This window comes from Kitasatospora sp. NPDC101183 (assembly GCF_044767945.1).
Classification (GTDB): Bacteria; Actinomycetota; Actinomycetes; order Streptomycetales; family Streptomycetaceae; genus Kitasatospora.
This window is the reverse complement of sequence record NZ_JBIWOW010000001.1, coordinates 327,862-349,043: the sequence shown is the minus strand read 5'-3', so window position 1 is coordinate 349,043 and position 21,182 is coordinate 327,862. Positions and strand designations below refer to the sequence as shown.

Sequence of the window (21,182 nt, the reverse complement as noted above, 5' to 3'; positions counted from 1 at the left end):
TGCGAATCGCGCTGAGCGGCCGCGTGCCGCGGCCGGCGCCGTGCACCTGTCCCGAGGCTATGGCGGGGTCGATCCGGGTCGCTCGGAGAGGTGATCCGTTCGCATGAAGACGAACTGCGGAGGCACGCCAACGGCGGACGGCCGACGGGCACGGGCGCCTCCGTCCGAAGCCCGCCCGCGCGACGCAACGCGCTTACGCCGCCCGGATGGAACGGTCCGTCGCGGGTCGTCCCGGGCGCGGTCGCCGGGGATCGTTGCGGGCGATGCGCGTCGAAGGGCCGGCCGGGTTCGCTGATCCCAGGCCCGATCGACGGCACCGTCCGGGCCCGGGCGAACTCCCGCAGCGTCGATGGCATCGCCACGCCGCGTCCGTGGCCCCTACCGAGCGAACCGGAGAACCCAGACCATGCAGACCCGTTCCCCCCGTCACGTGCGCCTGGCCGCGGCCACCGCGCTGGCCGCCGCGTTCACCCTCACCCTCACCCTGGGAACCGCGCAGGCCGCCGGCCCGGGGTCGATCCCCGCGAGCCCCCCTCAGCACTTCATCGACTTCAACTACACCGTCCCGGAGGACTTCAACACGTACACGTACACGGTCGAGGTCGACACGCCGCTGGCCACCGACTCCATCTACTACGCCCACTACGTGTGGGGGAAGAACAACAACGGCTACTACTCGGGAATCCAGCCGCACCCGAACGGGAAGGCCGGGGTGCGGTTCTCCTACTTCGGTTCCAACGCGACACCCGACAACCCCAACTGCCACGGGGATGCCGACGGTGGGGCCGGGGTCACCTGCGCCATCGACGACCTGGACTACGCGGCCGGGCGGAAGTACACCATCACCACGCGGAAGTCCGAGAGCGCCGACGCCGTGACCTACACCGGCACGATCAAGGACCTCACGAGCGGGAAGGAGCGGACCATCGGGAGTTGGCGCCTGCCGCAGGACTTCGCCGGGTTCTCCCCCAACGCGAACGCGTTCATCGAGAAGTTCTCGGGCATCAGCACCTGCGCCGACATCCCCCCGGTGAACGTCTCCTACACCGGAGTCACGGCCAACGGCAGTCCGGTGAACTTCCACGCGGGCACGCACCCCGCCACGGACGTGCCGGGCGATGGGATCTACACCTGCAGCGGCGTGTCGCAGTACACGGTGACGACACCGGCCCCCGGGAGCTACACCGTGGTGTCGACCGTCCCGTCCGGCTGAGCGGACGTCCGACGCGAGAGGCCCTGCCGGTCCCTTCGGGCCGGCAGGGCGGGGCGGGGAGCCCAGGGGTCAGGCGAGGTTCTTCTCCAGGGCGGTGAGGTAGCTCCGCATGAAGTGGTCGCGCAGGCCTTCGCCGGTGGGGGAGAAGGCGGCCTCCGTCAGGCCCTTGGCCCGGCTGCTCAGGCCGGCGAGGAGGGACTGGCCGTCGTGGATCACGCCCTTCGCGTCGATGTGCTTGAGCGCCTCGACGTGGGTGAAGGGCTCGGGCGGCAGCTGGGGGACGATGTCGTTGTTGTTGACGAAGCGGTAGGAGCGGCCCTTGAACGCCTTGTCGTACACGGCGGCCAGGAGGCGTTCGCAGGTGCGGGGCTGGCCGAAGGTGACGACGCAGTCGGCGCGGAGGTTCGGGGCTTCCAGGGCGAGGTGGGCGGCGGCGAGCATCGCCAGTGCGCCGCCGAGGCTGTGGCCGGTGAACCAGACGCTCTGGCCGTTGGTGCGCAGGCCGGTCACGGCCTTCTCGACATCGGGGAGGACGGAGGCGAGGGCCTCGGCGAAGCCGTAGTGCACGAAGCCGGTGCCGCCCGGGCCGGGCCAGGGCGGGGTGGTGGCGTCGGAGAGCCAGTCGCGGAGCTCCTGGGGCTCGGTGCCCCGGAACGCGGTGACGATCATGTGATCGCTTGCCATGGTGTACGCCTGGGTGTCCTGGAGCGGGAACGGCGGGGTGAACCGGGTGGCGTGGTGACGCACCTGGTCGAAGCCCCAGTCGGCCGCCTGCCGGTCGATGACGGCGTCGTCCTTGTAGGCCAGGTCGGACGCCCTGGCCAGCCAGTACGCCTGGGTGAGGCTGTACTCCCTGGCGGTGTGGTCGATCGCGGACGGAACGGGCACGGGTGCCACCTTTCGGATCTCTCGCGGATCGCGCAGGCCGCGTCGGCGTCCTGCGGAACGTGGCCCTGTCGTACACACACGGCCCCGTCGGAGTGAACCCGCCGCGCCAGGCGGTCGCTTGAACGGGCGCAGGGCGGCCCGGGCATCTGGGGGCGCACTCCGGCCGGCCCGCGCCGGACCGACCAACCCCGCCCCGGCCGGGCGCTACGGCTCGGGGTTCGCGCGCCCTGCCGGGCGGCGACGGGGGGGCCTGTACTGGGACTGCCGTGTCCGCCGCCCGGAGGGAGACCGGTGTGAGCACCGGACCGATCGTCATGATGTACCGGCGCGCCTTCGAGGCCGTCAACGCCCAGGACCTGGACGCGACCGTCTCCGCCGCCGCCCCCGACATCCACTACCAGGAGACCACCCTGGGCTGGGACCTCCACTCCAAGGACGAGCTCCGTGCGGCCTACGCCGCCTGGGTGGACTGCGCCCGTACCCACGTCGACTGCCTGGACTCCTTCGAGGCCGGGCAGCGCGCGGCGCTGCACTGGCGCTACACCGGACTGATCACGGCCGCGATGCCCGGGGTCTGGCCCGACTCCGCGGTCGGCCGCCGCTTCAGCTTCGTGGGCACCAGCCTGGTCCGGGTCAACGACCAGGGACTGGTCGCCCACGTCACCGAGACCTGGAACCTCGCCGCGCTGCTGCACCAGCTCGGCGGACAGCTTCCCTCGTGACCCGTGACCCGTGACCCGTGGCGCGGCGCTGCGCTGCCCCCCGTGGAGGGTGCCGGCGCGAGAACAGGAGGAACGATGACCGTTGATCCCCGCGTCCGTGAACGCCCGATGGCCGCCAGCGAGGCCATGTTCGTCGATCCCGGAACCCCCATGGTTCTCGGGCACACCCTGACCGGCCCCCTCGACACCGCCGCGCTGGAACACGCCTGGCAGGTCCTGCTGGACCGCCACCCGGTCCTGGCCGCCCGCTGCCTGCCGACCGCCACCGGGTACACCCTGCGCATCGACCCCGACCTGCCGAGGCCCCGGTTGGACACCGCGCTCGGACGGGAGGAGCACGAGGAGGCTGCCGGAGCCCCGTTCGCCGTCGGCGCGCCCCTGGTCCGCGCCGCGATCCTGCCGCAGGCGGCCCAGCGCTGGGACCTGTACCTGACGGTCCACCACGCCATCGCCGACGGGACCAGCGCGCTGTCCCTGCTGGCCCGGCTGTGGAGGACCTACGCGGACCTCGCCGCCGGTGGCGGGCCGGGCCCGTCGCCTTCCGGGGCCGTGCTGTGCGCACCGGTCGAGGACCACTTCCGCGCCCGCTTCACCACCGCCGACATCGAGGCGTACCTCCTCGACCGCGCCACCCGGATGAAGGCCCTCGACCCCCTGCGCCTGGCCCCGGACGGTCCGGACGCCACCGGGCACACGGGCGCCCACGTCCGCCGCATCGCCCTGAGCCCGGGCCAGTGCACCCGCCTGCTCGCCCTCGTCCGCGACCACCGCCTCGCCCCCCACGCGCTGGCCTGCGGCATCATCCTGACGGCCCTGCGCACCGCCGCCGACCCGACGCCCGGCACCCGGGCCCTCACCTGCATGTCGGCCATCGACCTGCGGCCGCGGATGAGCCCGCCGCTGCCCCGCGAGAGCGTCGTCATGGCCGCCGCCGTGACCGAAGCGGTGGCCGAAGTGGCGGACGATGCCGACCCGGTGGGCGTCGGCCGCCAGGTCTGGGACCAGATCCGCGAGACCGTGCGCACCGGGGACGCCGGACGGGCGATCGCCGCGATGCCCCAGCTCATGGCCGAGGCCCGCGCCCACCCGGAGGCGGCTGCCCCCATGAGCGTCGTCGTCAGCAACCTCTCCACCCGCTCGGCCGGCCTCGTCCTCCCCGCCGGTCTCGCCTCGACCGAGCCCTGGGGGTACGCCCCCGCCCCCGGGCCCGTCCCGGCCGTCTACCTCAGCGGCCACGAGGGCCGTACCACGACCCTCACCCTGGCCGTGCCGCGCGCCCACTACACCGCCGGCCGGGCCCGGCAGTTGGCGGAGGGCATCGAGCGCGTCGCCGCCCGACTGCTGGGCGCCCGGTGAGCACGGTCAGCCGCATCGTCGCTCCGGGCCGTGCCGCCGTCGTGTGCGCGGTCGGCTCCTGCCTGCCCGCCGATCAGCTCACCAACACCGAACTGGCCCGCAGGTTCGGCGTCACCGAGGACGACATCCACCGGACCACCGGCATCCACCGGCGCCGCATCGCCCCGGCGGGGACGACCACCTCCGATCTCGCCGTGCACGCAGCCCGCCGCGCCCTGGCCCTCACCGACCGGACCCCCGCCGGGGTGGTCCTCGCGACCAGCACGCCGGACCGGCTCGTACCGGCCACCGCCCCGCTGGTCGCCTCGCGCCTGGGCCTGGGCCCCGTCGCCGCCCTGGACGTCGGCGCCGCGTGCAGCGGCTTCGTCTACGCCCTCGCCGTTGCCGCCGGCTGGCTCCTGGCCGGGATCGGCGACAGCTTCCTCGTCGTCGGCGCCGACACGATGTCGACCCTGACGGACCCCCACGACCGTGCCACGGCCACCGTCTTCGGCGACGCGGCCGCAGCCGTCGTCCTGCGGGCGGGCCACCGGGACGAACCCGGCGCGCTCGGCGCCTTCGACCTGGGCAGCGACGGCACGGGAGAGGAACTCCTCCACGTCCCCGCCGGAGCCCGCCGACGCTCGGCGGGCCACCCGCCGGGGGAGCACGACCACCACATCTCCATGAACGGGCCCGCCATGTTCCGCAACGCCGTCCGCCACATGACCGCCTCCGGCCGCCGGGCCTGCCACGCCGCGGGATGGGCCCCGGCCGACATCGACCACCTGCTCGCCCACCAGGCCAACGCCCGCATCCTGGGCGTCCTGGCCCACAACCTGGGCCTGCCCGAGGCCCGTTGCCTCTCCAACATCGCCGAGGTCGGCAACACCTCGGCCGCCTCCATCCCCCTGGTGCTCGCCGAGACCGCCGCCGACGGCCGTCTCCGCCCCGGCCGACGCGTCCTCGTCACCTCGTTCGGTGCGGGCCTCACCTGGGCCTCCACGACGATGACCTGGCCCGACCTCACCCCGTCGGCGTCATGAGCGCGGACGCCTTCCTCGGCCTCCTCGCCGACACCTGCCACCTCGACCCCGACACCCTCGACGCCGGGACGGCGCTCAGCAGTCTCGGACTCGACTCCCTGGCTCTCGTCGAACTCGCCGAACGCGTCTACAGCGACCTCGGAGTCGACATCACGGACGACGAACTGCGCAGCCTCGACCGCGTCGACGCGATCGGCGAGCTCATCGACGCCCGCGCCACCGCGGATCCGGACTGACCGGCGGTGGACCGTCGCACCCCGGTCGGCCGGGGCCCGGTCGGATGGACGCCGCAGGGGCCCCGGCTCGGCGGACGGAAGGCCGGTGACGGCGGTCGGTGCCGGCCGGGCTGTACGGGCCGTACGGGCTGTGCGGGCTGTGCGGGCCGGCGAGGTCGCACTCGCCGGCCCGTACGGCCGCGTGGGTGTCGGGCTGGTCAGCCGAAGTGGCGGACGTAGACCTGCGACTTGCCGTTGGCGTCACCGGGCACGATGCCGCCGGCCGTGGACTGGAAGACCACGTCCCGTCCGCCGGAGCTGACCGCGCGGACGCCGGCCGAGGCGGGCTGGTCCGAGACGGTCCGGTCGGTGCCCGTCTGCAGGTCGCGCAGGACGAGCGAGGGCCCGCCGGTGGCGCCCTGCGGGGCGTACAGCAGGTAGCGGCCGGTGGGGTCGACGGCCACGCCCCGTGAGTTCGGGACGAGTTGCTCGCTGCCCGAGGCCACGTCGTGGACGTAGGTGTCGGAGCCCGAGAGGTAGACGACCTCGGTGCCGTCCGCGCTGAGCTGGACGAGCGAGGCCCCCTGCGGGCCCGAGATCGGGTCGGAGGTGGTGCCGTTCGTGCCGTCCCACACGAAGACGTTCCCCGCCTGGGCGTCCTGGTAGGCGACGTGGTGGCCGTCGCTGCTGATGGACGGCCGGGCGGGCAGGGCGTTGCCGAGGTCGGCGACGGTCTGCGTGGGGCCGCCCAGGTTCTGGACCTCGATGCGCTGGGTGGCCGCCCGCCGTTCGTTGAAGAAGGCGAGGACGAGGGAGCGGCCGTCCCCGTTGAACGACGGCTGGTCGCAGCTCCAGACGCAGTTGGCGGAGATGGTCCGGCCGGTTCCCACCTGGTACTCGCGGATCCGCACGTTCGCCATCCACTGCACCGGGTAGGCGGCGTACGCCCCGTCGTCGCTGATCGTCGGGGGCTGGAGCGTGGTCAGGTACCCGATCCGCTTGGTCTGCCCGGTCGGCTGGTCGCGGACGAACACCTTGGCCCCGCCGTCCGCCTGGTCGGGCGTGAGGTTCGCCGCGGAGGAGGAGAAGACGACGTGGTGGCCGTCGGGCGTGATCGAGGCGTCCTGGGAGTTGTCGCCGCCCTGGGTGCCGTCGGCCGCGACGCTGATCCTCTCGACCGTGTCCCCGGTCGTGGAGGAGGTCGCGGCCGAGGCGGCCGTGGGCAGCACCGCTGTGAGCGTGCAGGCCACGACCGCCGCGCTCAGGGCGGCCCGCAGCCGCCGGGTGGTGGTCCGGTTCGCAGTTCCCTTCATCTTCCCCCCAGTTGATCCATGGATTCTTCCCGGCTTCTTCGCCGGAGCGCCACAAGAATGCAGCCGCGGCGGCGCTGCGGGAAGCGGGATTTCGGTCAACTGGGGGTGAAGGAAGGATAGTTGACGCCTCAGGCCTGCTGCCGGTGCCAGGCGGCGAGGAGTTCCGCCTCCCGGGCGGGCGTCAGTGCCTCCGGCAGCGGTTCGAAGGCCGGGATGTCCCGGGCGGTGTCGGCCACCGGGCGGAGCCTGAGGCCGGTGGCGATCGCGGCGGCGGGGTCGGCGGTGCTGGTGGCCCTCAGCAGCGGGTCGGGGGACCAGAGCGGCAGGGTGCGGCCCGTGAGGCCGGCGGAGAGCAGGAACTCGTCGTCGACCCAGGTGAGCGTGGTGCCGGGCGGGGCGACGGCGGAGGCGATGGTGTCGAGCAGGTCACGCATGCCGAACGGCGGGGGCGTGGCGGCGGCGTGGTAGGCGCCGGACGCGCCGCCTTCGAGCAGGGCGAGCGTCCACGTGGCGAGGTCGCGTGCGTCGACGACCTGGACGGGCGCCTCGGGCAGGCCCGGGGCCAGCACCTCGCCGCCCCGGGCGAGGCGCTGCACCCAGTGGTCGAAGCGGTGGGTGTAGTCGTCCGGGCCGATCACGTACGTCGGGCGGATCAGCAGGGTTTCCGGCCCGAAGGCCTCCAGGGCGGTGCGCTCGCACTGGACCTTGAGGGTGCCGTAGGTGGCGGGGCTGACGGCGTCGGCCTCCGGGCCGTCGGCGGGCAGCAGCGGGGAGTCCTCGGTGAACCCAGGGGCGTCGGGGACGGCGTACACGCCCATGGTGGAGACCAGGAGGTAGCGCCCGGCGGCACCGGGGTCGAGGGCGGCCGCCAACTCCCGTACCTGGCGAGGGAAGTAGGCGCAGACGTCGACGGTCGCGTCCCAGCTGCCGCCACGCAGTACGGACAGGTCCGCGTCGCGGTCGGCGATCAGGTGCGTCGCCTCCGGGAGCAGGTCGGCGCCGGTCTTGCCGCGGTGCAGCACGGTGACGTCGTGGCCGGCGGCCAGGGCCGCCCGGGCGAAGTGGAGGCCGACGAACCTGGTGCCGCCGATAATCAGTATCCGCATCGGGTCATCGTGTCAGCGCGGCGGCGGCCGGGCCATAGGGAGGATTCCCTAGATCCGCCGGATGACGGACCGTCAGTCGTGGTCCTGACAGGTCGTGCTACAGAACGGCAACAGGAGCGGCGAGGTCTGGCGGGGCGGGTCGCCGCATCGGCATTCTTCACAGCGGCGGCGCGAACCGTCCACCGCTGCCTCACCACGTCTCCAGGAGCACCCCGATGTACGAGCAGCCCGGCATGCCCGCAGACCCGTACGGGAACGTCCCGCCGGTGCCGCCCGCACCTCCGGGACCGCCGGGCGTGCCACCGGTCGTGCCGCCGGGGTACGCGCCCGGCCCGTACGGGCCCTACGGGCCGCCGCCCCCGCCGCCGAGGCCCTCGCGGGCGTGGGTGTGGGTGACGGTCGGGGTGGCCGGGGGAGCGTTGCTGGTGGGCGCCGGGGCGTACGCGCTCTCGGGGGTGGGCGACGCCGGGGGTGGCGGCACCGCGCAGGTGACCAACGCGGCACCGGCGACCAGAAGTTCGGGCACGGGTGCCGCCGGAGGGGACCAGCGGAAGCCGGCGTCCGCCAGTGGTAGCGGCGGAAGCGGGGCCACGAGCAGTGGTGGCGGCGGCGCCACCCAACCCTTGAAGCGCTTCCAACTCCCCGCCGCCTTCCAGGGATTGACCCGCAACGACACGTTCGCCGGCACGGCCGAACTCCAGCGGATCGCCCAGAACGCCGCCCCCGAGGCCGAGGTGAACGTCACCGCCTACCTGGGGGGCCAGTTCGGTGAGCGCCACGCCATCATCGTCGCGGCCTCCGTCCCCCGCCCCATCACCGAGGCCGAACGCCAGTCCGACACGGCCGCCGCCTTCCGCCCGAACCCGATGAGCGAGAACAAGACCGTCTACGGGCCCGTCCAGTCCCTCGCCGGCGGCACCATCCAGTGCGCGACGGCGATCACGAAGCTCAGCCAGCCGGACGCCCTGGGCGGCACGATGTACAGCAACGTGCAGTGCATCTCGATCGGGTACAACACGGAGTTGGAGCTCAACGAGAGCGAGGTGCTCTCCGGCATGAGCCTCGTCAAGGTCGCCGACGACCTGGCCAGGTTCCGCTCCGTGGCCGAAGTCCCTCGCTGACCCCGGCCGGGAGCGGGAACGGCGGGCCTACTTGTCCATCGCCTTGACGGTGGCGATGTCGCCCGCGGACAGTTCGGTGCTCTCGCCGAGGACGACCCCGGCCGGGAGCGGCTTCTTCGGGGTGAGGGTGTTCTTACGGTGTCCCTCGTGCTCGGGTGGCGGGCGCAGGGACCGCTGGGCCCGACGGCCGCGAACGGGACCGCGCCGACGGTCGGTCGTGCACATCGGGGGAGCGCGGCGGCGCCCCGCCGTGCCGCGACACGGGGCCGACCGTGTGACCGTCGAGCGGCCCGGTCCGGGTGGGCGGCCGTCGAGGATCGGCCACTCCGCATCATCCGTCGGCCCGGGCGGCAGAGGGGTCGACCATGCCGGAGAGCGGCGCGGGAGCCGGTTCGCGGCTCTGCGTCGCAGGTCAGCGACGGGGGAGGCGGTCATCGGCGAAGTGGCCGAAACATGCGTGCAATATAACCTGTGACATTGTTCTCATCTTCGGTCGATGACAGGATCCACGCCACTCTCCTTCACCCAGTCCGCCCTCACGGCGGGCTGCCCCAACGGAAGAAGGACCCGGCGTGCTCCTGCGTACCCGACTGTCCACCCTCGCGGCCGGCGTCATCGCCTGCTGCGCCACGGCCACCGCCGTGCTACCCGCCCAGGCGTTCGCGGCACCCGCCGCCGGCACCGTCGCCTCGGCTCCGACCGCTCTCACCGCACCCGCCCTCAGGGGGCCCGAGGACCCGGCGCCGCCCGCCGCACCGCAGCCGGCGGCGCTGATCGGCGAGCGGCACATGGGCAGGGCGGCGGCCGACGCGGCCCCGTCCCGGCCCGCGGCGCCCCTTGCGAAGATCGCCGCCGAGGCCTGCGCCCCGGCCGACTTCGCGGCCCGCACCGGCGCCGACCTCGTCGCGTTCATCAAGAGCCGCACCCCGGAGTGCGTCCGGGGCCTGGCCGACAGCGGCGCCACCGACCCGGGCATCTTCCGGCAGCCCCGGATGCTGACCGTGGCCGCCGCCTTCGCGGAGCTCGCGGCCCGCTACACCGGCGACGACTCCACCGGGATCGACCAGCTGGCGATCTACCTCCAGGCGGGCTTCGACGTCCACGCCAAGCACGCCGACGGCACCGGCCCGTACACCCGGGAGCTGACCGCCACCGTCCGGGTCGCCCTGGACGTGTTCTTCGCGGGCGCCCGCTGGCACGACGTCACCGAGGCCAACGGCGCCGTGCTCAAGGACGTGGTGCGGCTCACCGACAGCGCCGGTCTCCAGGCCGGGTACCTGCGCGTCTACAAGCGGCTCCTGGACGGCTACGACGACTCGTACAACGCCTTCCCGGCGATGGTCGACGCGGTCAACTCCGTTCTCCAGTACCCGCTGTGGACGGGCAACGCGAACCCGGACTTCGTCCGGGCCCTCGCCGCCGACCCGGCCCTGGCCCACTCCCTCGCCGAGTTCGCGATCAAGCACAAGGACCTGATCGGCGGCCCGAACGAGACCCTCGACACCAACGCGGGCAACGACCTGGCCCGGATGGCCGGCGGCGGTCCGGCCGTCGAGGCGAAGGTCAAGCCGCTGGTGAAGAAGGTGCTGGACTCCGCGCCCCTGCTGACGCCGGCGGCGGCGCTGTACGTGAACACGGCCGTCCAGGCCGCCTACTACAACCCCGGCCAGTGCTCGTACTACGGCATCTGTGACCTGCCCACCAAGCTCGCCTCGGTCGTCCTGCCGAACCGGCTGGTCTGTGACAACCGCACCCTCCAGACCCAGACGCTGACGACGGAGGAGCTGGCCGCCGTCTGCGCCAGCCTGCGCAACCAGGACGCCGACTTCCACCGCGTGGTCAAGGACAGCGGCCCGATCCCGAACCAGTACGCCAAGACCGTCACCTTCGGGATCTTCGCCAACAGGGCCGACTACATCACCTACTCCTGGGCGATCTTCGGCAACGACACCGACAACGGTGGCGAGACCCTCATGGACGCGACCGACCCGAACAAGCAGGCCGTGACCGTGATGTACCGGAAGTCGTGGAACAACAACGACCCCGCCCGGGTGTGGAACCTCAACCACGAGTACACCCACTACCTCGACGGCATCTACGACATGAAGGGCAGCTTCAAGACCCAGATGTCCGTCCCGGACATCTGGTGGGTCGAGGGCATCGCCGAGTACATGTCGTACAGCTACCGCGGCATCACCGACACCGACGCGATGACCCAGGCGGCCAAGCACACCTACAAGCTCAGCACCCTCTTCCAGAACACCTACGACAACTCGGACACCACCCGGGTCTACCCGTGGGGCTACCTGGCCGTCCGCTACATGCTGGAGAAGCACCCGGCCGACGTCCAGGCGATGCTGGAGCGGTTCCGCGTCGGCGACTACACCGGCGGCTACGCGGTCTACAACGACCTCGGCACCTCCTACGACGCGGACTTCGACGCCTGGCTCACCGCCTGCGCCGCCGGGGCCTGCTACGCGCAGGGCCCGACCGCGCTGTTCGACACCTCGGTGAGCGGCGCGACCGTCAGCGTGAAGGACCGGTCCGTGCAGACCGGGCCCGGCCGGATCACCTCCTGGCACTGGACCTTCGGCGACGGCACCTCCTCGGACGAGCAGAACCCGAGCCACACCTACGCGAAGGCCGGCAGCTACACCGTCGCCCTGACCGCGAAGGACGACAGCGGACGGATCGCCACCACCCCGACCACGGTCACCGTGACGGCCGGTCCGGCCACCCTGCCGGCCTGCACCGAGCTGCGCACCGACGCGATGGGCCGCAACTGCTCGCGCGCCGGCCGCGCCGCGACCGCCGGGAACACCGACTACCTGTACGTCTACCTGCCCGCCGGGACGACGACCCTGAAGGTCACCACCTCCGGCGGCACCGGCACGGCGCACCTGTACTACAACGGGGGCGTCTGGGCCTCGCCGAGCGCCCACACCGCGTCCTCCACGGCCGCCGGGACCACGCAGTCCCTCACCGTCACGAACCCGACGGCCGGCTACCGCTACATCAGCCTGTACGCCGTGACCGACTTCAGCGGGGTCACGGTCAGCACCGAGTTCTGATCCCCGGTCCGCCCGGAGGACAGAACGGCACGACGCCCGGCCGGGGCTCCCCGGCCGGGCGTCTCGCGTTCCCGGTACCGTCAGCGGCGCAGCGGGCCCTCGCAGGAGTAGTCCGCGCTCCCGGCCCGGCCCGAGGGCCAGACGTCGACCTTGCCGAACCAGCAGTTCATGTCGGCCAGGTTGTTGGCGCCGGCGCCGCCCCGGTCGAGGAGGAACCGGTCGACGGTGGCGGCCATGTCCTTGCGGATCTGCCCGGCGTCGGCGGAGTTGGTGAGGTTGGCGCTGACGCGGCCGGTGCAGGTGAAGCGCATCGTGTTGTTCCAGTCGCCGTTGTCCTTGCAGTCCGGCGTGTTCTGCGTGGCGGCGGCGAAGGCGGTACGGACCTCGGAGGCCCAGGCGTACGCCAGGCGCCCGTTGGGCGTGTAGGTGGTGTCGGGAACGAACAGGCCGTCCGCGAGCGGGATCTCGGCGTCCAGGTAGGCGGTGTACTCGCGTTGGAGGGCGGCGTCGTGGCCCAGGCGGTCGCGCCAGGCGTCGTAGCCCGCGCGGTCGTCGGCGCGCAACAGGCGGTACATCTCGGCGAGTTGCTCGGGGTGCCGCTCGCCGAGCAGGTTGAAGAAGGTTGCGGCGTAGGGGTAGGCGCGGAAGCCCAGCGCGCTCTGCGTGGCGTGCAGGATCTCGTCGACGGTCAGGCGCGGGGTGCGGGCCTGGTCGTCCCAACCGATCTGGCGCACCATGTACTTGCGCGCCTTGACCCCGCCGTCGCGGGTGGCGCCCGCGAAGTACTCGGCGGTGCCCTCGTTCATGGCGAAGGTGGCGTCGGCGGGCCAACGGGTGGTGTAGCCCTCCCCGGGGATCGCCCAGCGGGCGTTGAGGTAGTGGGTGTACTCGTGCCGGAACAGCTCCTCCAGGCTGAAGTACGACTCCTGGGGCGTGCGTTGGTAGGTGTAGAAGGTGGAGCGCTCCTCGATGAACATCCCGCCGTTCTGGACGTCCCCGATGCCGGACAGCACGTACTGGAGGGCCTGGTAGTTGGTCTTGGTGTCGTACAGCTGGACGGTCAGCACCGGGTGCTTGTCGTCGGCCAGCGGCTGGTCGGTGCCGATCGTCCGGAAGAACTGGGCCTTGACCTGCTTGGTGGCGTAGTAGAGCTGGTCGGCGGTGGCCTTGTCGAGCGCGGTGCGCACGATCAGGGTGCCGTTGTCGTAGCTGTACGTGTAGGGGAAGACCTGGCGGTCCAGGTCGGCGCGGCAGACGCCGTACCGGCCGCAGAGCCCGAGGTCGTTGACCGGGCCGACGAGGTTGGCCCAGGGCCTGCTCATCCGGCCGAAGGTCGCCGCGGCGAGGTCCAGCTGGGAGCCGATCCGCTGCGTCAACTCGGGCTTGAGGGAGTCGATCTGGGCGAAGCGGCCGTACTCCAGCATGGCGTCGCCGGCGGCCCACTCGCTGTCCGTGCCCTTGAGGTGGGCGTAGCCGGCGAAGGCGCGGAAGGCCTCGCGGTAGTCGGGGTCGGAGGCGACGGCGGCTCGGAAGAGGCCCTGCGGGTCCTCGCCGACGTTGCCGATGCCCTGGAAGTTGAGCTGGAGGGCGCCCTGGACGGCCCAGTTCCAGCCCCGGTCGCCGACGGCGGGGGAGCCGGGCGCCAGCATCCGCAGGACCTGCTTCACCAGGGGCAGGCGGGCCACCCGCAGGCCGGGGGCGGTGGCGGCCTGCAGCAGTTCGCCCATGGCGTCGCCGTTGGCGGTGGTGGGCGCGAACACGCGGGGGTTGGCGGTGTAGTCACGCACGGCGCGGTCGAGGGCGGCGACGGTGGTGGCGTCGCCGAGGTCGATCTCGGAGTGGTAGAAGTCGAAGTAGACGGCGATGTGCAGGTAGTACCAGAGTTCCTGCTGGTTGTGGTTGTTCGCACCGTCGAAGGACGGCGCCAGGGAGCTCACCCGGGCGGCGACGGCGCGGACGTGCTCGGGCGTCATCACCTTGGCCGTCAGCGGGTTCCAGGTGACGAGCAGCGGGCGCAGGCAGTCCTGGTAGGTGTGGGCGCGGTCGGCGAGGAAGTCGGCGAGCGCGGCGGGGGAGAGGGAGGTGAACGCCTCCGGGGTGCAGGCCGCTCTCGTCGCGGCCACGGCGGACTCCGGGGCGGCGGCGTCGGTCTGGTCGCCGGGCTTCGCGCCGGTGGTCGGCTGGCGCGAGGCCGTGCCGGACCAGCCCTGGGGGCCGGCGGAGGCGCCGCCGGGGGCGCCCGCGTGGGCGAGGTGGTCGCCGGCCTGCTGCGGCGCGGCCACGGCCGCCGCGGGGGCGGTGGCCTCCTGGACGCCGTGCACCAGCGGGACGGCGAGCGTGGCGGCCAGGGCGGCCGAGAGCAGGGTGTTGCGCACGGTGGCTGGGGGCACCGGGTTCTCCTCGGGGGCGTGGGGGTGTGGTCGGTCGGTGCTGCGAACGGGCGCGCCGGGGGAGGAGAGAGGCGGGCGCGCCGGTGGAACCGGCTCCGGGACGTGGGGGAACGGGCAGCCCTGGACCAGGTGGCCGCGCCTGGGGGCGCGGAGACGAGCCCGTACGGGGACGCGGCGGAAGCGGGTAGCGGCGTCCCCGTACGGGAGTTGAGGGGGGAGGGGGTGGCGGTGGGGGCGGGGCGCGCCCGGGAGGGGAGGGGCGGGCGCGTGAATGAAATGTAACATGGCAATGTGAAATTGCACTAGATGTTCACTCGCCGTCAGGAGGCGCGAGCCGCCGGGGTGGCGGGGCGTGCCGGGGCGGGTGAGCATGGCCGCGGGGGCCGTCCGAGATCCCCTGCCGAAGGGTGCCGTCGTGGATGCCAACTCTCCGGGAGGGAAGCCCGCCGACGAAGGGCCGCCGCCCGACAAGGCGCGCAAGCCGGTCTGGAAGCGGCCCTGGGCCTGGCTGGTCACCGTGGTGGCGACGGCCCTGGCCACCGCCCTCGGCGGGTTCCTCCAGCACCTCTTCCAGTCGGCCGGCACCAAGGTGCTGAACGAGTTCGGGCCCGATCACGCCCCCTTCACCGCCGTCTTCCGGGACGAGTCCTGCCCGGCGGTCTGGACGCACTTCCCGAGCGAGCTGCAGAAGGAGGTGGTCGGGAAGACGGTCGAGGAGGGCACGGCCGTCCTGGCGGCGCACGGCGAGGCGGACGGCGGGCAGACCGACCTCACCGTCACCCTCCAGGGGCGGACGCAGAGCGCGGTGGTGATCAGCGCCGTCCGTGTGGTCTCCGCCGGGACGCCGGGCCCGCCCCCGGCGGAGGTCTACGGCACGGGCGGCTGCGGCGGCGGCGTGCCGATCCGCTCCTTCGCCGTCGATCTCGACACCGGCACGCCCACGGCCGTCGCCGTCCCCCCGGACGGGGGCGCCGGGGAGTCGCCGAGGATCGTCGACTTCCCGTACGAGATCTCCACCACCGAGCCCGAGGTGTTCCATTTCCTGGTGCGCACCAAGGAGGGCGACCGCACCTGGTACCTGGACATCGAGTGGACCAGCAACGGGTCGACCGGTTCCTACCGCCTGGACAACGCGGGCAGGCCCTTCCGGACCGTCGCCCTGAACGGGGACAGCTGGCAGCTGGTCACCCTCGACACCGACAGCAGCGGCACCGTGACGGGCCTCTCCCGGGGCTGAGAGGCCCGTCGGCGCGCGTGCTCAGCCGAGGGGCAGGTCCAGGACGGCCTCCTCACCGGTGGGGGAGGTGACGGTGACGACGGTGTCGCCGTCCTCCTCGTTGGCGAAGGAGTACAGCGCGTCGCGGCTGTTGACGACCAGGGTGAGGCGGTTCCCCGCCGGCAGGTCGTAGGCGGCGGGCTGGAGCGTCCACTCGACCGTCCGGCTCGCGCCCGGGGTCAGGCCGGTGACGGTGAGGGGCTCGTGGGTGACGATCCGGGCAGTGCCGTCCGGGGCGGTGTCGAGGAGGTAGGCGACGAGCGTCGCGGCGGTGCCCTCGTCGACGCGGACGCCGAGGCGGAGCTTGGCCGCGCCGCGGATCCGGCGGCCGGCCGGCAGTTCCTCGGTGTTCCAGACCAGCAGGTGGGCGCGGTCGAAGCCCTCGGTGTCGTAGGCCTTGGGGTTGCCCGTCCACTCCTTCTGGCCGGTGTCCATGATGCCGTCCATCGCCGTGGCGGTGGTCAGGTGGCCGGCGGTGAACCCGCGGCTCCAGCCGGCGGACGGCTTGTCGGACAGGGCGCCGTCGCCGCCGCCGTTGGTGCCGCTCAGGTACCAGCTCTCCCGCCCGGTGGTCGCCTCCGACCAGGAGCCGAGCGGTTCACGCCGGGCGGCCTTGGTGATCCGGCGGCGGCCGCCGCCGCCGATGATCTTCTCGGTCTCGTAGGTGAACATGACCTGGCTGTTGACCACGGGCCAGTCCGGCACGTCGTTGGGCGCGTCGAGCAGGTGGTGGTCCAGCCAGGCGTACGCCTCCAGCGCCGGTGTCAGGAAGCCGGGGAAGGGCAGGCTGCTCGGCACGCCGGTGATGCCCGCGCCCTCGGGCGCGCCGTGGTCGCCGATCCACAGGTTCAGGTGCTTGGGGACGGTGAGCTTCTCGAAGGTCTCGATCGCCTCGCCGGGCGGGAACAGGCTCTCGTGCCAGGTGTTCGAGAAGAAGGTGGGGACGCGCCGGTTGTTGGTCTCGTGGACGTACGAGTGCGGGGAGCGCGCGGTGCCCCAGGACACCACCTCCGTCATCCCCTCCCCGGCCAGGAAGTTCTGCAGGATGCGCCAGGTGTCCTCGGAGAACTTCTCCTCCTCCTTGCCCTTCTCGGCGCCGGTGAACTTGATGAGCAGTTCGACGGCCTCCAGGTGCCGGGTGCCGTGGTCGTAGAGGCTGGTGGCGAGGTTGCCCCAGGTGCTCAGGGCCGCCACGGCGGCGACCCGGTTCTCCTTGTCGTTGGCGGCGACCAGCTGGCTGATCCCCGAGCCGTAGGACACGCCCATGAACCCGACCTTGCTCGGCGAGAACAGCCCCTCCGCGTGGGTGATCACCGCCGAACCGTCCGACCAGTCGTCCGGCCCGGCGACGTCGATGAACCCGTCCGAGGCGAAGGGCGAGTCCGGCGCGCAGAACCCCCGGGGCGTGTACGCCAGCACGTGGTAGCCGCGCGCCGCCAGCGAGAGGTACCCGACGAGGAACGGCATCCAGCCGTACGGGTTCCACCCGGCGGGCAGGATGACGACCGGGCGCGGCTCCGAGGTCTTCTGCTGGATCGCGAACGCGGAGAGCCCGATCTCGGGCGTCACCTGGATGCGCGGGAAGGTGACCCCCGCGTCCCGCAGGACGCGCTCCACCAGCTCCCGCAGCCCGTCCGGGAGCGCGGCGGCCGGGGCCGCGCCCTGGAGCGCCGCGAGCACCGCCCGGGCGACGGCGAGGACGGACGGGTTGATGTCGAAGCTCGCGCCGCGCCACAGGCCGTTGTCCGCGATGTCGGCGAGTGTCGCGTCGGTGATCGCCGCTGTCGGCTCTCCGCCTTCAGTAGTCATACGAACCAACCTTTCCTGGTGCGTGTGGGTACCCGATCGGGCGCCGTCCAGGCGGAGCATGGACGGCATCGGGGTCGGCGAAACTGAATGACCGTCAGCTACACCCGAACGGGTGAAGGCACATGGCCGTCATGTCGACCCGGTAGGGTCACGCCCCGCAGAGAGCCCGGTCGGGCCTGGACGACGAGGCGTACGGAGAAGCGGTGGCGGCGGAGAAGGTCGGCCTGGGGACGATCGCGTGGGAGTGGGGCCGGATCGGGTGCACCGGCTTCGGCGGGCCGCCCACCCACATCGCCCTGCTGCGGCGCCTCTGCGTGGAGCGGAGGAAGTGGATCCCGGCCGCCGAGTTCGAGGACGGCATCGCGGCGACCAACCTGCTGCCCGGCCCGGCCTCCACCCAGCTGGCGATCCTGACCGCCTGGCGGCTGCGGGGTGTGCCGGGCGCGCTGGTCGGCGGGGCGCTGTTCATCCTGCCGGGCCTGGTGCTGATCCTCGCCCTGGCCGCCCTGTTCCTGGAGGGCAGCCCGCCGCTGTGGGTGCGCGGGGCCGCCGCCGGGGCCGGGGCGGCGGTGGCGGCGGTGGCCGTGCAGGCGGCGGTCTCGCTGGTGCCGGCGAGTTGGCAGCGCGCGGGTGAGGGCCGGGCGCGGTGGGTCCTCTACCTGCTGGCCGGGGCCGTGGCGGCGGTGCTGATCGGCCCGTGGATGGTCCTGGTGCTCGTCGCCGCAGGACTCCTGGAGGTCGCCCGGCACACCCGCCGGGAGCGGCTCGCCGTGTGGCCCCTGCCCCTGCCCTTGGCGGTCGCGGCTCCGGCCGTCGGGGGCCTGCTCTCCCTCGCGTGGGTCGCCTTCAAGGTCGGCGCCCTCTCCTACGGCGGCGGGTTCGTCATCATCCCGCTGATGCAGGCCGACGCCGTCCACCAGTACCACTGGATGACGGACGGCCAGTTCCTCAACGCCGTCGCCCTCGGCCAGATCACCCCCGGCCCGGTCGTCCAGACCGTCGCCGTCGTCGGCTACGCGGCCGCGGGCGTTCCCGGAGGCCTCCTCGCCGCCGCCGTGGCCTTCGCGCCCTCGTTCCTGTTCGTGATCCTCGGCGGCCCCCGCTTCGACGCGCTGCGCGCCGCCCCGGCCGTCCAGGCCTTCTTCGGCGGCGCCACGCCCGCCGTCATCGGCGCGATCGCCGGCTCCGCCGTCCCCCTGGCCCTGGCCCTCCAACACCTGTGGCAGTACGGCGTCCTGGCCCTCGCCGCCCTCTGGCTCCTCCCCACCCGCCGGGGCGTCGTCCCCGCGCTCCTGGCCGCCGCCGCCCTCGGCGTCCTGGCGGCGGCGGCCGGCTGGCCGGTGGCCTGAGCGGCCCCCCGGACTCAGCCCTTCAGGTGCTCGGCGAGGTAGCCGAGCAGCGGGTTCCACTCCTGGACGCGGGTGTCGGCCAGCACCTGGGCGTGGGCGTACGGGTCCGCGGCGAGGAGTTCGCGGATCTCGGCCTCGTCGGCGGCCTGGAAGATCAGCAGGCCACCGGTGTCGCTGGTCAGCGGCCCGGAGAGGACGAGGCTGCCCGCCTTCTGCAGGTCCGTGAGGTACTCGCGGTGCGCGGGCCGCACCTCGTGGTGGCGCTTGTCGGGGGTGAAGAGGTACTCGACGGCGTAGTAGGCCATGGTGCGGTTGCCATCCTCGTTCGAAGGGTCGTGGAACAGTGCGTCGCCCACTGTGCCAGGTCGAGCTGAAGGAACGTTTGCTCACGGACGGTTGGTGCTACCGCCCTCAGGCCCCGGGGGGGTCCTCGTGGGCGCGGTCCCCGGCGATCCGGTCGGTCTGGGCCTCGACCAGGCTGCCCGCGCCGATCGCGAAGTACATGCCGTGCCACCACTGCTCCATGATCAGGGCCGACATCGGCTCGCTGAACGGGCGCCGGAAGTCGGTCCGGTGGCCGGCCCGCATCAGCAGGGCGAAGTGGTGGCAGTAGGCGCGGTCCATGTGCGCGAGGAAGGCGGCGGGGGAGAGCCTGCCCTCCCGCAGCAGCCAGGGGACGACGAACTCGTACTCCACGACGTCCATGGGCAGGACGCCCTCGGCGACGGCGTCGCAGATCACGGTGTGCAGCAGGACGGTTCCGGTGTGCCGCACGCCCTCGACCTCGACGTCGAAGGGCAGGGCCCGCCGGGGGACGGCGACCCGGGGCGTGCCGACCGGCGCGGTCGGGGTGAGGTCCTCGGCGTAGCAGTCGGCGAGCCGGCCGGAGGCGTACAGGTCCCGCTGCTGGGCGACGAGGGAGAGTTCCGGCGCGAGCGCGTAGTAGCGCCACGCGTCGTGCCGGTGGTTGCTGAGCAGCCACGGGCCGACGGCCAGGACGGCCGTGCAGGCGGCGTAGCGCTCGGGGCGGATGCCGCCGGTCTCCGTCCAGTGGGCGTTGAACATCCACACCGTGCGCTCGTAGCAGGCCAGCAGGTCCGCCATGACGACCGAGCCGCGGGTCAGGGCGAGCACGGACTGGCCGCACTCCTGGAAGCGCAGGTCGGGGCCGATGTCGGCCCAGTCGGCGACCAGGCCGGTCAGCATCATGTCGTCGCGGCCGGCGGGGCCGGGCACGCAGGACAGGTAATAGGTGAAGTAGCCGCTGTCCGCCGCCTTCATGTCGCGCCAGGTGTCGCGGTCGCGGTAGACCCAGGCGGCCAGGCCGCTCGTGGGGGTCTCGTGGGCGTCGGCCTCGTCGCGCCGCTTGACGTCGAAGAAGGCGAGGTCGGCGGCCACGTGCGCCCGCCGGGCCTCCAGGTCGGCGGGGAGCGCGGGCATGTCCCACAGCGAGAGGATCGCGTGCGTCAGGCCGTTGCCGCTCGCCTCCCCGTACGCGGTGTCGATGTTGTACTCCAGGTAGAACCCGTAGATGAGGATGACGACGTAGTCCTGCCGCCAGTCCGGGTAGACCTCGGGCATCAGGCCGCCGCCCCAGGCGCCCGCCGCGAAGTTCGGGTACGCGCCCACGCCTTGGAGCCCGAACTCCTCCATGACGGCCGCCCACTCCGGCGAACCGCAGGTCGACAGGTGCGACTTGGTAGAGCGGCCCGCGTTCTCCCCGAGCCTGGCCCGGGCGAGCAGCGCGCCCACCGGGTCCGCGCCGACGGCGACGGGGACGAGCCCGACCCGGCCCGACGGGGTGAACCCGAGCCCCTGGCCGCGGACTTCGCGGACCTCGCCGAGCAGGGCCAGCCCGTTGTCGACCATCTCGGCGCACTCGGCCGTCCAGGACGCGAACTGCCGCCCCCAGGCGGTCGGGTCGCTCCTCATCGCCGCCAGGGTCTCCTCCGGCTGGTACACCCAGCCGCCGGGGCGGTGCGACCCCGGGCTGTCGGCCAGTCGGCGGCGCACGGCGGCGACGTGCTCCGCCAGCGGGGAGCCGGCCGCCCGCTTGCGGGTCCACAGCACGTCCAGGCGCGGCGGCGCCTCGGGTTCGGCGGCGGGTTGGAACAGTCGGGCGGCCGAGGTGCCGAGCCCCGTCGGCCCGGTGGGGAGGCCGGAGGCCCCGGCAGGGCGCGGGGCGTGGACGCGCTCCGCCAGCGGCGCGAGCACGCCGAGGTCGCACACCGTCCGGTGACCGGGCGGGATCGGGCCGGTCGGACGTCCGGGGAGGCCGACGGTCTCGGCCGGGTACCGGGAATCAAAGAGGTATGTCATGTGATCGAC

General features: G+C 73.0%; 18 protein-coding genes. 9 read left to right on the top strand and 9 right to left on the bottom strand.

Going from position 1 to position 21,182, the window contains the following annotated elements; genetic code table 11:
• Positions 1 to 406 precede the first annotated feature (406 nt).
• Positions 407 to 1,213, top strand: a complete 807-nt coding sequence (locus ACIRRS_RS01420; RefSeq protein ID WP_402963133.1) for a DUF3472 domain-containing protein — start codon at positions 407 to 409, stop codon at positions 1,211 to 1,213.
• Between the two features lie 69 nt (positions 1,214 to 1,282).
• On the opposite strand, the gene ACIRRS_RS01415 is transcribed toward ACIRRS_RS01420, so the two are convergent.
• Positions 1,283 to 2,101: a lipase family protein gene (locus tag ACIRRS_RS01415; protein ID WP_402963130.1), complete on the bottom strand. Its 819-nt coding sequence runs from the start codon at positions 2,099 to 2,101 to the stop codon at positions 1,283 to 1,285.
• Between the two features lie 293 nt (positions 2,102 to 2,394).
• Here ACIRRS_RS01415 and ACIRRS_RS01410 point away from each other — a divergent pair, with 293 nt between their 5' ends.
• The 4 genes from ACIRRS_RS01410 (at position 2,395) to ACIRRS_RS01395 (ending at position 5,440) form a co-directional block, all read left to right on the top strand.
• Positions 2,395 to 2,823 (top strand): nuclear transport factor 2 family protein, encoded by a 429-nt coding sequence (locus ACIRRS_RS01410; protein ID WP_402963127.1) that lies wholly within the window; start codon positions 2,395 to 2,397, stop codon positions 2,821 to 2,823.
• 75 nt (positions 2,824 to 2,898) lie between these two features.
• Positions 2,899 to 4,179 carry a condensation domain-containing protein gene (locus ACIRRS_RS01405; RefSeq protein WP_402963125.1) on the top strand — a complete coding sequence of 427 codons (1,281 nt, stop codon included), beginning with the start codon at positions 2,899 to 2,901 and terminating at the stop codon, positions 4,177 to 4,179.
• Positions 4,176 to 5,204, top strand: coding sequence for a beta-ketoacyl-ACP synthase 3 (locus tag ACIRRS_RS01400; RefSeq protein WP_402963122.1), 1,029 nt, complete (start codon positions 4,176 to 4,178; stop codon positions 5,202 to 5,204). Before ACIRRS_RS01405 ends, ACIRRS_RS01400 begins: the two co-directional genes overlap by 4 nt.
• On the top strand, positions 5,201 to 5,440 hold the full coding sequence (locus ACIRRS_RS01395; RefSeq protein ID WP_402963119.1) for an acyl carrier protein: 240 nt from the start codon (positions 5,201 to 5,203) through the stop codon (positions 5,438 to 5,440). The genes ACIRRS_RS01400 and ACIRRS_RS01395 overlap by 4 nt, the downstream gene beginning before the upstream one ends.
• A 197-nt stretch (positions 5,441 to 5,637) precedes the next feature.
• Here the strand turns inward: ACIRRS_RS01395 and ACIRRS_RS01390 are convergent, their stop codons facing one another.
• The 3 genes from ACIRRS_RS01390 to ACIRRS_RS01380 all read right to left on the bottom strand — a co-directional run bounded on the left by ACIRRS_RS01390 (position 5,638) and on the right by ACIRRS_RS01380 (position 8,364).
• Entirely contained in the window at positions 5,638 to 6,732 is a 1,095-nt protein-coding gene (locus ACIRRS_RS01390) for a hypothetical protein (protein ID WP_402963117.1), read from the bottom strand.
• 128 nt (positions 6,733 to 6,860) lie between these two features.
• Positions 6,861 to 7,838 carry an NAD-dependent epimerase/dehydratase family protein gene (locus ACIRRS_RS01385; protein ID WP_402963114.1) on the bottom strand — a complete coding sequence of 326 codons (978 nt, stop codon included), beginning with the start codon at positions 7,836 to 7,838 and terminating at the stop codon, positions 6,861 to 6,863.
• A 343-nt stretch (positions 7,839 to 8,181) separates the two neighbouring features.
• Positions 8,182 to 8,364 carry a hypothetical protein gene (locus ACIRRS_RS01380; protein WP_402963111.1) on the bottom strand — a complete coding sequence of 61 codons (183 nt, stop codon included), beginning with the start codon at positions 8,362 to 8,364 and terminating at the stop codon, positions 8,182 to 8,184.
• A 133-nt stretch (positions 8,365 to 8,497) separates the two neighbouring features.
• Here ACIRRS_RS01380 and ACIRRS_RS01375 point away from each other — a divergent pair, with 133 nt between their 5' ends.
• Complete coding sequence (locus tag ACIRRS_RS01375) at positions 8,498 to 8,959, top strand: hypothetical protein (RefSeq protein WP_402963109.1); 462 nt, start codon at positions 8,498 to 8,500, stop codon at positions 8,957 to 8,959.
• Positions 8,960 to 8,986: 27 nt separating this feature from the next.
• Here ACIRRS_RS01375 and ACIRRS_RS01370 read toward each other — a convergent pair whose 3' ends face one another.
• On the bottom strand, positions 8,987 to 9,184 hold the full coding sequence (locus ACIRRS_RS01370; protein ID WP_402963106.1) for a hypothetical protein: 198 nt from the start codon (positions 9,182 to 9,184) through the stop codon (positions 8,987 to 8,989).
• A gap of 347 nt (positions 9,185 to 9,531) precedes the next feature.
• Here ACIRRS_RS01370 and ACIRRS_RS01365 point away from each other — a divergent pair, with 347 nt between their 5' ends.
• The gene (locus ACIRRS_RS01365) at positions 9,532 to 12,030 is read left to right on the top strand and encodes a collagenase (RefSeq protein ID WP_402963103.1); all 2,499 of its coding nucleotides are present in this window, start codon (positions 9,532 to 9,534) and stop codon (positions 12,028 to 12,030) included.
• An 80-nt stretch (positions 12,031 to 12,110) separates the two neighbouring features.
• On the opposite strand, the gene ACIRRS_RS01360 is transcribed toward ACIRRS_RS01365, so the two are convergent.
• Positions 12,111 to 14,420 carry a collagenase gene (locus ACIRRS_RS01360; RefSeq protein WP_402963100.1) on the bottom strand — a complete coding sequence of 770 codons (2,310 nt, stop codon included), beginning with the start codon at positions 14,418 to 14,420 and terminating at the stop codon, positions 12,111 to 12,113.
• A gap of 415 nt (positions 14,421 to 14,835) precedes the next feature.
• Between ACIRRS_RS01360 and ACIRRS_RS01355 the strand changes: the two genes are divergently transcribed.
• The gene (locus tag ACIRRS_RS01355; RefSeq protein ID WP_402963098.1) at positions 14,836 to 15,657 is read left to right on the top strand and encodes a hypothetical protein; all 822 of its coding nucleotides are present in this window, start codon (positions 14,836 to 14,838) and stop codon (positions 15,655 to 15,657) included.
• Between the two features lie 21 nt (positions 15,658 to 15,678).
• Here the strand turns inward: ACIRRS_RS01355 and ACIRRS_RS01350 are convergent, their stop codons facing one another.
• Positions 15,679 to 17,505: a CocE/NonD family hydrolase gene (locus ACIRRS_RS01350; protein ID WP_402963095.1), complete on the bottom strand. Its 1,827-nt coding sequence runs from the start codon at positions 17,503 to 17,505 to the stop codon at positions 15,679 to 15,681.
• A gap of 203 nt (positions 17,506 to 17,708) precedes the next feature.
• Between ACIRRS_RS01350 and chrA the strand changes: the two genes are divergently transcribed.
• Positions 17,709 to 18,854 (top strand): chromate efflux transporter, encoded by a 1,146-nt coding sequence (chrA, locus tag ACIRRS_RS01345; RefSeq protein ID WP_402963092.1) that lies wholly within the window; start codon positions 17,709 to 17,711, stop codon positions 18,852 to 18,854.
• 14 nt (positions 18,855 to 18,868) lie between these two features.
• Here chrA and ACIRRS_RS01340 read toward each other — a convergent pair whose 3' ends face one another.
• A complete protein-coding gene (locus ACIRRS_RS01340) occupies positions 18,869 to 19,159 on the bottom strand; it encodes a YciI family protein (protein WP_402963090.1) in 291 nt (96 codons plus the stop codon).
• Positions 19,160 to 19,265: 106 nt separating this feature from the next.
• On the bottom strand, positions 19,266 to 21,173 hold the full coding sequence (locus ACIRRS_RS01335) for a hypothetical protein (RefSeq protein ID WP_402963087.1): 1,908 nt from the start codon (positions 21,171 to 21,173) through the stop codon (positions 19,266 to 19,268).
• Positions 21,174 to 21,182 lie beyond the last annotated feature (9 nt).

Excerpts from the sequence above, each read along its gene's own strand:
- ACIRRS_RS01420 (WP_402963133.1), top strand. The coding sequence starts at position 407 with ATGCAGACCCGTTCCCCCCGTCACGTGCGCCTGGCCGCGGCCACCGCG.
- ACIRRS_RS01405 (WP_402963125.1), top strand. The coding sequence starts at position 2,899 with ATGACCGTTGATCCCCGCGTCCGTGAACGCCCGATGGCCGCCAGCGAG.
- ACIRRS_RS01395 (WP_402963119.1), top strand. The coding sequence starts at position 5,201 with ATGAGCGCGGACGCCTTCCTCGGCCTCCTCGCCGACACCTGCCACCTC.
- ACIRRS_RS01390 (WP_402963117.1), bottom strand. The coding sequence starts at position 6,732 with ATGAAGGGAACTGCGAACCGGACCACCACCCGGCGGCTGCGGGCCGCC.
- ACIRRS_RS01385 (WP_402963114.1), bottom strand. The coding sequence starts at position 7,838 with ATGCGGATACTGATTATCGGCGGCACCAGGTTCGTCGGCCTCCACTTC.
- ACIRRS_RS01370 (WP_402963106.1), bottom strand. The coding sequence starts at position 9,184 with ATGTGCACGACCGACCGTCGGCGCGGTCCCGTTCGCGGCCGTCGGGCC.
- ACIRRS_RS01350 (WP_402963095.1), bottom strand. The coding sequence starts at position 17,505 with ATGACTACTGAAGGCGGAGAGCCGACAGCGGCGATCACCGACGCGACA.
- ACIRRS_RS01340 (WP_402963090.1), bottom strand. The coding sequence starts at position 19,159 with ATGGCCTACTACGCCGTCGAGTACCTCTTCACCCCCGACAAGCGCCAC.
- ACIRRS_RS01335 (WP_402963087.1), bottom strand. The coding sequence starts at position 21,173 with ATGACATACCTCTTTGATTCCCGGTACCCGGCCGAGACCGTCGGCCTC.